Here is a 12,620-nt window from a genome sequence, read left to right as displayed (position 1 = left end):
GCCGCTCAGCCGGCCTTGCGGGCCTCGACGAGCTCTGCGGGCGCGCGCACTCCCAGCACTTCGGCGAGGAAGGCTCCGGTGTGGCTGGCTTCGACACGCGCGACCTGCTCCGGCGTGCCGGTCGCGATGACCTCGCCGCCGCCGGCGCCGCCCTCGGGGCCGAGGTCGATCACCCAGTCGGAGGACTTGATGACGTCGAGATTGTGCTCGATCACGATGACGGTGTTGCCCTTGTCGACGAGGCCGTTGAGCACCTCGAGGAGCTTGCGCACATCCTCGAAGTGCAGACCCGTCGTCGGCTCGTCGAGGACGTAGATCGACCGCCCGTTGGTGCGGCGCTGCAGCTCGGTCGCGAGCTTCACGCGCTGCGCCTCACCGCCCGACAGGGTCGTGGCGGACTGGCCGAGCCGCACGTAGCCGAGTCCGACGTCGACGAGCGTCTTGAGGTAGCGGTGGATCGCCTGGATGGGCTCGAAGAACTCCGCCGCCTCGGCGATCGGCATCTCGAGCACCTCGGCGATGTTCTTGCCCTTGTAGTGCACCGCGAGCGTGTCGCGGTTGTACCGCTTGCCGTGGCACACCTCGCAGTCGACGTAGACGTCGGGGAGGAAGTTCATCTCGATCTTGATCGTGCCGTCGCCCGAGCAGGCCTCGCACCGGCCGCCCTTGACGTTGAAGCTGAAGCGACCGGGCTGGTAGCCGCGCACCTTCGCCTCGGGCGTCTCGCTGAACAGCGTCCGGATGCGATCGAACACGCCCGTGTACGTCGCCGGGTTCGACCGCGGCGTGCGGCCGATCGGCGCCTGGTCGACGTGCACGACCTTGTCGAGGTTCTCGAGACCGGTCACCCGGGTGTGCTTGCCGGCGACACGGCGCGCGCCGTTGAGACGCGTCGCGAGCACCTGATACAGGATGCCGTTGACCAGCGAGGACTTGCCGGACCCGCTGACGCCCGTGACCGCGGTGAGCACCCCGAGCGGGAAGTCCACCGTGACGTTCTTGAGGTTGTTCTCGCGGGCTCCCACGACGCTGACCTGGCGCTTCTTGTCGATCTTGCGACGCTTCTTCGGCGTCGGGATCGCGCGACGGCCCGACAGGTAGTCGCCGGTGATCGAGTCGCGGTCGGCGAGAAGCTCCTCGATCGGACCCGAGTGGACGACCTCTCCCCCGTTGACGCCCGCGCCGGGGCCGATGTCGACGACCCAGTCGGCGGCGTGGATCGTCTCCTCGTCGTGCTCGACGACGATGAGCGTGTTGCCGAGGTCGCGGAGGGCCACGAGCGTCTCGATGAGGCGGCGGTTGTCGCGCTGATGCAGGCCGATCGACGGCTCGTCGAGCACGTAGAGCACACCCGTCAGCCCGGAGCCGATCTGGGTCGCCAGGCGGATGCGCTGCGCCTCCCCGCCGGAGAGGGTGGCCGCGGCACGGCTCAGGCTGAGGTAATCCAGCCCCACGCGGATGAGGAAGTCCAGTCGCAGCCGGATCTCGCGGAGGACCTGCGCGGCGATCGTCGCCTCGCGCTCGGTGAGCGTCAGGTGAGCGAAGTAGGCGCGAGCCTCCCCCAGACTCAGGCGGGAGGCATCCGCGATGGAATGCCCGTGCACCTGCACGGCCAGCACCTCGGGCTTGAGCCGTGCGCCGTCGCACACCGGGCACGGGACCTCGCGCAGGTACTCCGACCAGCGCTGACGCTGCGTGTCGGACTCGGCCTGGGTGTACTGCCGCTCGATGTACGGCACGACGCCCTCGAAGCCCGACGAGTAGCGCATCTCACGGCCGTAGCGGTTCTTCCACTTCACGGTGACCTTGTAGTTCTCACCGCGGAGCACGGCCTCGCGCACGTCGGCGGGCAGCTTCTTCCACGGGGTGTCGAGCGAGAAGCCGAGGTCGTTGGCGAGGCCTTCGAGCAGGCGCTCGTAGTACTGGAAGAGGCCCTTGCCCTGCGTCGTCCACGGGATGAGGACGCCCTCGCGGATCGACAGGTCCTCATCGGCGAGCATGAGCTCGACGTCCACCGACATGCGCGTGCCGAGGCCGGAACAGGCGGGACAGGCGCCGAAGGGGGCGTTGAACGAGAACGTGCGCGGCTCGATCTCGGTGAGCTGCAGCGGGTGGCCGTTGGGGCAGGCGAGCTTCTCGGAGAAGGACTGCCACGCGGCATCCCCCTCCTCGTCGACGAAGTTGACCTGCATCACGCCACCGGCCAGCGAGAGCGCGGTCTCGACGGAGTCGGTGACACGATCGAGGATGGCGGGAGCGGCGACGAGGCGGTCGACGACGACCGCGATGTCGTGCTTGTAGCTCTTCTTGAGCACGGGCGGCTCCGCCAGCTGGATCAGCTCGCCGTCGACGATGGCACGCGCGTACCCCTTCGCACCGAGCTCCTTGAAGAGGTCGACGAACTCGCCCTTCTTCTGCGTGACGACGGGCGCGACGATCTGATAGCGCGTGCGCTCGGGAAGCTCCATGAGCTGGTCGGCGATCTGCTGCACCGTCTGGCGCTGGATGACCTCACCGCACTCCGGGCAGTGCGGCACGCCGATGCGCGCCCACAGCAGGCGCATGTAGTCGTGGATCTCGGTGATGGTGCCGACCGTCGAACGCGGGTTGCGGTTGGTCGACTTCTGGTCGATCGAGACGGCGGGACTCAGGCCTTCGATGAAGTCGACATCGGGTCGGTCGACCTGCCCCAGGAACTGCCGCGCGTACGCACTCAGCGACTCGACGTACCGGCGCTGTCCTTCGGCGAAGATCGTGTCGAAGGCGAGGCTGGACTTGCCGGAGCCCGACAGCCCCGTGAACACGACGAGCGAGTCGCGCGGGATGTCGAGGTCGACGTCCTTCAGATTGTGCACGCGGGCACCGCGGACGCTCAGCTTTCCGCTGGTGCCACCGATGGTCTTTTCGGGCAGGTTCGCGGGCAGGGCGACAGGGACGATGGGCACCGCTCAAGTCTAAGCGGGGCCTCCGACATCGGCTCCGGATCGTCCTCCGTGTGCGCTGTGAACCGCCGCGACGTCGGCATCCACCCGGCGAAGTGCGAACAACCCGACGCCCGCGCCCATGACCAGCACCACCGCAGCGGCGACGGCCGCCCACGCCATCCCCCGCGCCTGCGCCGGCGAGGTCAGCATGGCGATCCCGAACGCGAGCGACTGCGCGACGAGCTGGATCGCGACGAACCGGCGGAGAGTCGGCAGCAGTGCGCGCAGCGAGATCCAGCTCCAGGCGGGGACGGTCCACGCGAGCGACGCGAGCACGTGGATCGCATGGACCACCAGCACGGCGATCGCGGTCTGCGCCGGGTGCGGGTCGGCGAACAGCATCCCGAGCCCCACGCATGCTCCTCCGATCCACGCCGCCAGCGAGCGCGGCACCACCGCCCCGACGACCGCCGCGATGATCGCGACGCCGCGCCACAGCGGCACCGGCACCAGCAGCATGGCGCCGGCCGCGGTCACCGCGACCAGGAGCACGCGCAGCAGCACCGCGGGCACGCCCCACGGCACCCGGAAGGTGTGGGGCCGCCGTCTCATGGCCGCACCGCCCTGAGGCGTCGCTGCCCGCGCGACGCGACGCGCAGCGCCGTGTCCGGCGAGCCGATCCCCCACGGCACCACGTCGACGCCGGCGGCCCGGAGTTCCGCGAACACGTCCTCGCGCTCGGCCAGGAGCGTACGCATGGCGAGCAGTTGCTCGCGCGCGAGGCGCTCGGCGTGCGGCGCCGGCAGCACGTCCACGGCGACCACCGCGTGGCCGGCCGCGCGCCAGTGCGTCGCGAGCTCGGCTGCCGCGCCGTCGAAGAACGTCGACAGCACGAAGACGATCGACCCGTGTGCGATCACGGGCGCCCGCCGATAGCGCACCTCGGCGCCGTGGGCTCCGGTCGCCGCGATCACATCGCGCACGCGCGCCAGCTGCCGCGCCCCGGCGCCGGCGCGCACCGTGCGGCCGCCGGGCGCGAGGACGTGGTACGCGATGCGGTCGCCGGCCCGCACCGCGGAGGTCGCGAGCGACAGCGCGGCCTGGCGGGCGAGGTCGAGGGAGGTCACGCCGCTGTGCTCCGGATCGTCCGTGCCCCACGTGACGACCGCCTCGCCCAGGTCGTCGGCGGTGTCCATCGCGATGACGACGGTGCTGTCGCTCAGCGCGTGGGTGCGCCGCACCAGCAGCTCTCCGGGGCGCCGGGCCAGGCGGGCGGTGGCACGCCAGTCGACGCGCCGCAGCTCGTCACCGGGTGCGAACGGATGGATGTCGCGGAAGTCGCCGCCCTGTCCCGGCCGCGCACCCTCGTGCCCGCCGTGGAGGCCGGTGAGCCGCAGCGCGACAGGCAGCTGCTGCAGCGGCACCGTGTCGGGCACGCCGTTCCACGTGAGCGCCGTCCGCGGGCCCGGATCGGTGACCCACGCGCCGTCCTGGTCGACGCCGCGCGCGGTCACCGCCACGATCTCGGACGGACCGCTGTGCCGCAGCCGGCTGCGCGTGCGCAGCACCCCTCCGCCCGGCGCGGTGTCGGCGAGACCGGTCCGAAGACCGCCCTGGTCGATCGCGAGCTGCACCCAGTCCGCCGGCAGCGCGGCATCCATCTCTCCGACCACGACACCGGTCTGCGCGGCGTCGACGTCGCGATGCGCCGACACCGTGAGGTGAAGGATGCCGGCGGCCGGGCGCCGTGCGAGCGCCCACGCCGTCGCGAGTGCGAGGGGGATGCCGACCGCCACCAGGTCGGGGCGCGAGAACGCCACACCGGCGGCGCCCAGCAGCACGGCACCGATCAGCCCGACGGCGGTGACGGGTGTTCGCCGCCAGCGCAGCGGCGCCTCGATGCTCGTACGGACGCCGTCGCTCATCGATGCTGCGCGACGGTCGGCGGAACGGGCACCTGTGAGACCGCAGCCGACACCACCGAGGCCGGGTCGACGCCCTGCGCCCAGGCCTGGGGAGTCAGCGTGAGCCGGTGCGCGAGCACCGGCACCGCGAGATGCTTGATGTCGTCGGGACGGACGTACGCGCGACCGTCGAGCGCGGCGAACGCCCGGCCCAGCAGCACCAGCGACTGCGAACCGCGCGGCGACGCGCCCACCGCCACATGCTGCGCCGTCCGGGTGGCGCGGGCGAGATCCGTGCAGTAGCGCGCGATGTCGGCGTCGACGTGGATGGTCTCGACGACCTGCTGCAGCTGCCGCAGCCCTTCGGCGTCGAGCACCTGCTCGACCGCCGCATCCGGGCTCTGCCGCCTCACGCGATCGAGGATGATCTGCGTCTCGCCGTCCGCGGTCGGATATCCGACCGAGAGGCGGACCATGAACCTGTCGAGCTGGGCCTCGGGCAGCGCGTACGTGCCCTCGTACTCGATCGGGTTGGAGGTGGCGATGACATGGAAGGGCACGGGCAGTGCGAACCGCGTGCCTTCGACGGTGACCTGCCGCTCGGCCATCGCCTCGAGCATCGCCGACTGGGTCTTGGGCGTCGTGCGGTTGATCTCGTCGGCCAGCAGCAGCCCGGCGAAGATCGGGCCGGGCCGGAAGCGGAACTCGCCTGTGTCGGGGGCATAGACGTACGAACCGGTGACATCGCCGGGGAGCATGTCGGGTGTGCACTGCAGCCGCCGGAAGTCGAGCCCCAGCGCCGTCGCGAGGCTCCGCGCCGCGAGCGTCTTGCCGAGACCCGGGACATCTTCGAACAGCACGTGGCCACCGGCCAGGACGGCCGCCAGCGCGATCGTGAGCGGTTCGTCCATCCCGACGATCGCGGAGCGCACGCTGTCGAGGACGCGGCGCCCGAGATCGGCGATGTCTTCGGCGGCCGGGGTGGATCGGACGGGCTCGGGATGCATCAACGCTCCTGGTTCGTGGGGGACGGAAGGCGGTCGATCGCGCTCATGACGCGTTCGAGGTCGGTGCGCGTGACCTCAGGACGATGGAAGGTCTCGCGGATGCCCGCACCGAGCAGGGCGTCCACCGCGGTGCTCTGGGCGGGATCGTCGAGGTCGACTCCCAGGCGGGCGAGGCGGTGGCGCAGGACGCGCTCCACGCGGCGCACGATCAGCAGCCCTGCCTCACCCGTGCGGGCGTTGATGTTCCAGCTCAGGCGCGAGACCTCCGAGCCGCGGGGCCGCCGCTCCGGACGCGGCGGCGGCCACGAGTGATCGTCGAGATGCACGGCGCGGCTCAGCAGGCCGACCGCGACGATCAGCAGCACCCACGCGAGGGCGAAGGCGATCGGGACCCCGAGTGCGCCGAGGGCCGCCACGATCCCCGTGCCGGCGGCGACGCCCAGCACGATGAGCAGCACCCGCTTCACGCTCATCGCCACTCCCGTTCGATCCGCTCCAGCAGGCGCCGCGCCTCGGCTCGATCCGCCTCGGTCGCGCCGTACCCGCCGAAGCGCACCCGTTCGTAGAGCACGAGCAGCCGCCGCGCGTCCTCGCCGATGGCGGACCGCCGGGCGATGATCCGCACGGCGAACTCCCCCGGCGTCTCGCTGACGCCGCGCACGACGCCCGAGTCGGCGGCGGCTTCCTCGACGCCCCACCACGCGGCGACGATGGCGTCGCCAGGTGCCGCGGGCTCGTGGATGCGCTGCAGGGCCGCCGCGATGCCCCGCTGGATCACTGCGGCGTCGGGCTCTGCTTCGGCGGTCGCCGTGGCCGTCGTGGAGGTGACGGCCGCGCCCTCTCGTTCACGCAGGGCCCGGCTCTGCCAGGCACGGCGGAGCGCCCGGACCACGGCCACGACCAGGAGTGCCAGCAGGGCGGCGGCGACGAGCCAGAGAAGGATCACGATCAGCTGGCCGGCGGCCGCGGGGTCGGCGTCGCCGGGTGGTTCCGGAAGCGGTTCGCCGGTGGCGCTCGGCTCCGGGAGGGGTTCGGCGCTGCGCGTCACCTGGGGCGGCGGGACCGCCCCGAACCGGGGAACGCCCTGTACGCCGGCGAGCAGCATGAGCAGCGTCGACACCAGGACGACCCCCGCCGCGACCACCAGCCCCCGCAGGAGGCCGGTCCGCTCCCGTGGGGAGCGGACGGGCGGGGTCATGCCCCTACCCTAGGGCCGCCCGACACGCGAACGGGGCCCCCGGCATCCGTGGATGTCGGGGGCCCCGCCTCGGGGTGCCTATTACCTGACCACGATGGTCACCTTGGGGCTGGTCGACGACTTGACAGTGTCGCTGCCGCTGTAGACGACCGACAGCCTGTGCACGCCCTTGTCCAGCTTGGGCAGCTTGACCTTGACGATGCCGTGGCTGCGTTCCGTCAGGGTGGCCGTCGCGATCGCGGTGCTTCCGTCGTAGATCGTGACCTCGCCCGTCACCCGGGTCAGCCGCTCGGCGACCACGATGGTCGTGAACTGCAGCGCGCCGTTGCCCGTGACGATCAGCTTGTTCGGCAGTCCGACGGTGGAGCTGTCTGCCTTGTCGATCGTGACCGGCACGACGACCGAGGTGCCCGTCTGCGCGCCCGTGAGCGTCAGCTGCGCGACGCTGCCGAATGCCAGAGTCCGCGGCAGCGTCACCGACACGGCGGCCGTCCCGTAGTTGTCGTACACCGCGGTGCCGATCGTGTTGTCGACTGGGAACGAGCCGAGAGCCACGCCGTCCAGCGAGACCGCGATCTCGCTGTCCTTGACGTCGGTGGCCGTCGACATCGCCCATGACTTCACGCCGAAGGCGACGGTCGCACCCGGGTCGTACGCGCTCGGCGCGCCGGCGGGGAACGCCACCTCGACCGCGTGCTGGGCGTAGTCGACCGGCAGCGGCGTCGATGCGGCGAACGTCGCCATGTAGTCGACCATCGCAGCGAGGTCGACCTTGCCGGTGTCCCGCTTGTTCGCGCCCTTCCCCAGCTCGAAGAAGTTGTCGCCACCCGTCGACAGGAACGAGTTCACGGTCACCGAGTAGGTCGCCGCCGGGTCGATCTGCTCGCCGTTCAGCCACATGCCCGTCACCGTGCCCTTGGGTGCGGTGTAGGAGATCGTCGACTCGTCGACGTCGGCGGTCTTCGGGTCGTCCTTCTGGAACTCGGTCACGTCCTGCTGGCTGTACGTGTACGTGAAGCCCTCGGAGACACCCAGCCGGAGGAACGGACGCGTCGCCACCTTGTTGAGGCTGTCACGCTGCCACTGCTGCTCGAGCACCGTCTTGATCTGCGCGCCGGTGAGCTGCATGTTCACCAGCGTGTTGGCGAACGGCTGGACGACTGCTGCCTGCTGGTAGGTCAGCGTCGCGGGATAGCCCGCGGCGTTGCTGCCGACCATGTCCTGTCGGAGACCGCCGGGGTTCATGAACGCGATCTGCGCGGAGCCCGACTCCGGCGCCTCGGTAGCCCAGCGCTGGACTTCGGCCACGAGGTTGCCGAGCGTGGACTCGCCGCCGCGGTTCTCCACCGTCTTGGCGGGGTCCTTGGAGTCGACGGCGACCGCGCGGTTGAAGGCGCCGGCGATCGTGCCGAGCGGCACGGCGCCGAGCACCTTCGCCTGGTCGGCCGCGGCCTTGGCGATCGCTGCGACGGTCGGGTCGGCCGGGTACAGCGGGTCCCAGCGCGTCGTCGGCGTCGTGGCCGGCGGCACCGGAGGAACCGTCACCCCGACCTCCAGCGGGAGGATCTGCTGGCTCTTCGCCGTGACGGTGCCGGCATCGTCGACCGAGAAGATCAGCTGGTTGAGATTGGTGCCGTACTGGCCGGCCGAGACGACGGGGCGCTCAGTGACCGCGCGGCCCTGGGACTGCCAGGCCGCGACGGGGAACGAGCAGTTGTATGCCAGGTGCGTGTGCCCCGACACGATCGCGTCGACGTCGGGCGAGACGTTGTTGACGATGTCGGCCCACGTGCCCGAGTCGTCCATGGTCCCGCAGTCGGTCGAGGTCGCGCCCTCGTGAACGAGCATCACGACGATGTCCGCACCCTCGGCGACCAGGTCGGCCGCCTCGGTGTTGACCGAGGTCACGATGTCTTCGACCGTGATGTCGGCGATCCCGCCGGGGCTGACGAGCGTGGGGAGGTCTTCGGTGACAGCGCCGACGAATCCGACCTGCACCCCGCCGACGTCCTTGACCCACGTCGCAGGAACGGCCCGGTCACCCGTCGTCTTCATCTTGAGGTTGGCGGCGATGTACTGCCACTGCGCACCGCCGAACGGGTTCGTGGTGGCGTCGTACGGCGCCATCACGCGGTTCACGAGGTCGTTGTAGCCCTGGTCGAGCTCGTGGTTGCCGACCGCCGAGACGTCGAGTCCCGCGGCGTTCAGCGCGTCGATCGTGGGCTTGTCGTGCTGGATGAAGGATTCGAACGTCGATGCGCCGATGAGGTCGCCCGCTGCCGCGAACACCGTGTTCGGGTTGGCTGCGCGCAGCTGCTCGACGGCGCCGGCGAGCACCGCCGCGCCCGCCTCGCCGTTGCTGGTGTTGTCGAGGATGCGGCCGTGGAAGTCATTGGTCGCGAGGATCTGGACGTCGGTGGTCGCGGCATAGGCCGCGGGGACGGCGAGGCCGCCCGTGGTCAGTGCGGCGACCGTGAGGGCCGAGGCGCCGAGCGCGAGGCGACGACGGAAAGACGGGGGTGCGGAACGCGGATCGGAGCGCATGGGTGCGTGCTTCTTTCTCGTATGCGATGCATGACAGTGCGCCGGGTCGGGCCGGGTTCGGGGAGGACCGCATCGCACCGAGTTCGAGACTAAGAGAAACCTGGGCGTTCGCCTAGAGCCAACGTGAACGGTCCTGCAACGGTTCGGAAACGACCTCCTGCGGTGAGCAGACGGGTCAGCGGGCTCCGGCGAAGGGACGCAGGGCGTCGCGGAGGGCGAGGAGCGCGCGCGCGTCGGTTCCCGCACTCGCCATCACCTTGCCCGGTACCTCGAGAGCCTGCTCACGCAGCCGGCGGCCGGCGTCGGTGAGCCCGACGTCGAGCACGCGCTCGTCGTGCTCGCGGCGCGAGCGTGTGACGAGATCCTGCGCTTCCAGGCGCTTGACCAGCGGCGAGAGGGTGGCCGGCTCGAGCGCCAGCTCGCTGGCGAGTTCACGCAGCGACCGGGGCGATCGCTCCCACAGCGCCAGCATCACCAGATACTGCGGATGCGTGAGCCCGAGCGGCTCCAGGATCGGCCGGTACAGGCCGACGACGTTGCGCGCAGCGGTCACCAGCGCGAAGCAGACCTGGTTGTCGAGCGCCAGCAGGTCGTCGGGGGTGAAGTCGGCATCCGTCACGATGCATATCCTATCTGCACGAATCGTTAGTACACTAAGTAACATGCCTGAATCGGATGCCGCGCCCGCCGCCCGCCGCTCGCTCCGTGCCCGCGTGCGCGAGGCCGGTGGGTGGTATGCCTATCTCAACGCGAACCTGATCAGGGTCGCGGGACCGGCCGCGGTGGGACCGTACGAGACAGCTCCGCCGCCCACCGCTGCCGAACGCGCCGAACGGGCGTGTCCCCTGTGCGGTGCACCGATCGCACAGCACACGTTCGATCGGTCGGGCCCGAAGCCGCTCATGCACTGCCCCTGATCAGCACTGATCACGGGCAGTCCGAGGCACGCCGGCCGGATCAGGCGTGACCGGCGCGCTCCATGGCCCGCAGCTCCTTCTTGAGATCCTGCACCTCGTCGCGCAGCCGCGCGGCCAGTTCGAACTTCAGCTCCCCGGCTGCCGAGAGCATCTGCTGGCTGAGATCGGCGATGGTCGCCTCCAGCTGCTCCGCGCCTTCGGCCGCGATGCCCTCGCGTCGCAGCTGCGGCGTCGGGCTCTTGCCCATGCCGGACTTGGTCTTCGCGGCCGCCTTGCCACGCAGCATCCGATCCGTGTCCGAGGCCTCGCGGGCGAGCACCTCGGTGATGTCGGCGATGCGCTTGCGCAGCGGCTGCGGGTCGATGCCGTTGGCCGTGTTGTAGGCGATCTGCTTCTCACGGCGCCGGTCGGTCTCTTCGATCGCCTTCGCCATCGAGTCGGTGATCGTGTCGGCATACATGTGCACCTGACCCGACACGTTGCGCGCCGCGCGGCCGATCGTCTGGATCAGCGAGGTGCCGCTGCGGAGGAAGCCCTCCTTGTCGGCATCGAGGATCGACACCAGCGACACCTCGGGGAGGTCCAGACCCTCGCGGAGGAGGTTGATGCCCACGAGGACGTCGTACACGCCGGCACGCAGCTCGCTGAGCAGTTCGACGCGGCGCAGCGTGTCGACGTCGGAGTGGAGGTAGCGCACGCGCACGCCGTGCTCGCCGAGGAAGTCGGTGAGCTCTTCGGCCATCTTCTTCGTCAGGGTCGTGACCAGCACGCGCTCATCGCGCGCCGCGCGCAGGCGGATCTCTTCCAGCAGGTCATCGATCTGACCCTTCGAGGGCTTCACCACGATCTCGGGGTCGATGAGGCCGGTCGGACGGATGATCTGCTCGACGACGCCGTCGGCGATGCCCATCTCGTAGCGTCCCGGCGTCGCCGAGAGGTAGACCGTCTGCCCGACGCGGTTCTTGAACTCGTCCCACCGCAGCGGCCGGTTGTCGAGCGCGCTCGGCAGGCGGAAGCCGTGCTCGACGAGCGTCCGCTTGCGCGAGGCATCCCCCTCGTACATCGCACCGATCTGCGGGACCGTGACGTGCGACTCGTCGATCACCATGAGGAAGTCGTCGGGGAAGAAGTCGAGCAGGGTATGGGGCGGCTCGCCCGGAGCCCGGCCGTCCATATGGCGGGAGTAGTTCTCGATGCCCGAGCAGAAGCCGAGCTGCTGCAGCATCTCGAGGTCGAACGTGGTGCGCATGCGCAGGCGCTGAGCCTCGAGCAGCTTGTTCTGCGACTCCAGCTCCTTCAGCCGGTCGGCGAGCTCGTCCTCGATGGTGCCGATGGCCCGCTGCACGGTCTCGGTCCCCGCGACGTAGTGCGACGCCGGGAAGATCGGAACGCTGTCGAGCCGCTGCACCACGTCGCCGGTGAGCGGGTGCAGCATGAACAGCGCCTCGATCTCGTCGCCGAACATCTCGATGCGGATGGCGTACTCCTCGTACACCGGGATGATCTCGATGGTGTCGCCGCGTACGCGGAAATTGCCGCGCGAGAAGTCCACGTCGTTGCGGTTGTACTGCATCGCGATGAACTTGCGGATCAGCGCGTCGCGGTCGTAGACCTCCCCCACCTGCAGGGCGACCATCGCACGCAGGTACTCATCGGGGGCGCCGAGGCCGTAGATGCACGAGACCGTGCTCACCACGATGACGTCGCGGCGGCTGAGCAGCGAGTTGGTCGTCGAATGCCGAAGTCGTTCGACCTCGGCGTTGACCGAGGAGTCCTTCTCGATGAACGTATCGGTCTGCGGGACGTACGCCTCGGGCTGGTAGTAGTCGTAGTAGCTGACGAAGTACTCCACCGCGTTGTGGGGCATGAGTTCGCGGAACTCGTTGGCCAGCTGCGCGGCGAGCGTCTTGTTGTGCGCGAGCACGAGGGTCGGCCGCTGCACGGCCTCGACGAGCCAGGCCGTCGTCGCCGACTTGCCCGTTCCGGTCGCACCGAGCAGCACGACGTCGGTCTCACCCGCGTTGATGCGGGCCGCCAGCTGGGCGATCGCCTGCGGCTGGTCGCCCGAGGGGACGAATTCGCTGACGACCTCGAACGGCCGCACGGATCGAGTGGTCTGCACCGTT

The 12,620-nt window shown here is 70.2% G+C and carries 10 protein-coding genes; 1 reads left to right on the top strand and 9 read right to left on the bottom strand.

The window, feature by feature from the left end; translation table 11 throughout:
- Positions 1–5 precede the first annotated feature (5 nt).
- The 8 genes from uvrA to NCG93_RS02325 all read right to left on the bottom strand — a co-directional run bounded on the left by uvrA (position 6) and on the right by NCG93_RS02325 (position 10,196).
- Positions 6–2,945 (bottom strand): excinuclease ABC subunit UvrA, encoded by a 2,940-nt coding sequence (gene uvrA / locus NCG93_RS02360; protein WP_372495933.1) that lies wholly within the window; start codon positions 2,943–2,945, stop codon positions 6–8.
- Positions 2,946–2,954: 9 nt separating this feature from the next.
- A complete protein-coding gene (locus NCG93_RS02355) occupies positions 2,955–3,536 on the bottom strand; it encodes a hypothetical protein (RefSeq protein WP_194415691.1) in 582 nt (193 codons plus the stop codon).
- Complete coding sequence (locus NCG93_RS02350; RefSeq protein WP_194415693.1) at positions 3,533–4,849, bottom strand: DUF58 domain-containing protein; 1,317 nt, start codon at positions 4,847–4,849, stop codon at positions 3,533–3,535. Before NCG93_RS02350 ends, NCG93_RS02355 begins: the two co-directional genes overlap by 4 nt.
- Positions 4,846–5,835 carry an AAA family ATPase gene (locus tag NCG93_RS02345; RefSeq protein ID WP_194415695.1) on the bottom strand — a complete coding sequence of 330 codons (990 nt, stop codon included), beginning with the start codon at positions 5,833–5,835 and terminating at the stop codon, positions 4,846–4,848. The genes NCG93_RS02350 and NCG93_RS02345 overlap by 4 nt, the downstream gene beginning before the upstream one ends.
- On the bottom strand, positions 5,835–6,308 hold the full coding sequence (locus NCG93_RS02340; protein ID WP_206687847.1) for a hypothetical protein: 474 nt from the start codon (positions 6,306–6,308) through the stop codon (positions 5,835–5,837). Before NCG93_RS02340 ends, NCG93_RS02345 begins: the two co-directional genes overlap by 1 nt.
- Complete coding sequence (locus NCG93_RS02335; RefSeq protein ID WP_194415699.1) at positions 6,305–7,033, bottom strand: DUF4129 domain-containing protein; 729 nt, start codon at positions 7,031–7,033, stop codon at positions 6,305–6,307. The genes NCG93_RS02340 and NCG93_RS02335 overlap by 4 nt, the downstream gene beginning before the upstream one ends.
- Positions 7,034–7,114: 81 nt before the next feature.
- The gene (locus NCG93_RS02330) at positions 7,115–9,577 is read right to left on the bottom strand and encodes a 5'-nucleotidase C-terminal domain-containing protein (RefSeq protein ID WP_194415701.1); all 2,463 of its coding nucleotides are present in this window, start codon (positions 9,575–9,577) and stop codon (positions 7,115–7,117) included.
- Between the two features lie 175 nt (positions 9,578–9,752).
- Positions 9,753–10,196 carry a MarR family winged helix-turn-helix transcriptional regulator gene (locus NCG93_RS02325; protein WP_252787415.1) on the bottom strand — a complete coding sequence of 148 codons (444 nt, stop codon included), beginning with the start codon at positions 10,194–10,196 and terminating at the stop codon, positions 9,753–9,755.
- A 43-nt stretch (positions 10,197–10,239) separates the two neighbouring features.
- Between NCG93_RS02325 and NCG93_RS02320 the strand changes: the two genes are divergently transcribed.
- Positions 10,240–10,494: a hypothetical protein gene (locus tag NCG93_RS02320; RefSeq protein WP_194415705.1), complete on the top strand. Its 255-nt coding sequence runs from the start codon at positions 10,240–10,242 to the stop codon at positions 10,492–10,494.
- A gap of 40 nt (positions 10,495–10,534) precedes the next feature.
- Here the strand turns inward: NCG93_RS02320 and uvrB are convergent, their stop codons facing one another.
- A complete protein-coding gene (gene uvrB, locus NCG93_RS02315; protein WP_194415707.1) occupies positions 10,535–12,616 on the bottom strand; it encodes an excinuclease ABC subunit UvrB in 2,082 nt (693 codons plus the stop codon).
- Positions 12,617–12,620: the final 4 nt, after the last annotated feature.

Source organism: Microbacterium yannicii (assembly GCF_024055635.1).
Taxonomy (GTDB): domain Bacteria; phylum Actinomycetota; class Actinomycetes; order Actinomycetales; family Microbacteriaceae; genus Microbacterium; species Microbacterium yannicii.
The sequence above is the reverse complement of the archived record's forward strand: the minus strand, read 5'-3'. Positions and strand labels throughout refer to the sequence as shown.

Coding starts and splice junctions, on each gene's coding strand:
- NCG93_RS02320 (WP_194415705.1), top strand. CDS start 10,240: ATGCCTGAATCGGATGCCGCGCCCGCCGCCCGCCGCTCGCTCCGTGCC.
- NCG93_RS02355 (WP_194415691.1), bottom strand. CDS start 3,536: ATGAGACGGCGGCCCCACACCTTCCGGGTGCCGTGGGGCGTGCCCGCG.
- NCG93_RS02330 (WP_194415701.1), bottom strand. CDS start 9,577: ATGCGCTCCGATCCGCGTTCCGCACCCCCGTCTTTCCGTCGTCGCCTC.
- NCG93_RS02350 (WP_194415693.1), bottom strand. CDS start 4,849: ATGAGCGACGGCGTCCGTACGAGCATCGAGGCGCCGCTGCGCTGGCGG.
- NCG93_RS02335 (WP_194415699.1), bottom strand. CDS start 7,033: ATGACCCCGCCCGTCCGCTCCCCACGGGAGCGGACCGGCCTCCTGCGG.
- NCG93_RS02345 (WP_194415695.1), bottom strand. CDS start 5,835: ATGCATCCCGAGCCCGTCCGATCCACCCCGGCCGCCGAAGACATCGCC.
- NCG93_RS02340 (WP_206687847.1), bottom strand. CDS start 6,308: ATGAGCGTGAAGCGGGTGCTGCTCATCGTGCTGGGCGTCGCCGCCGGC.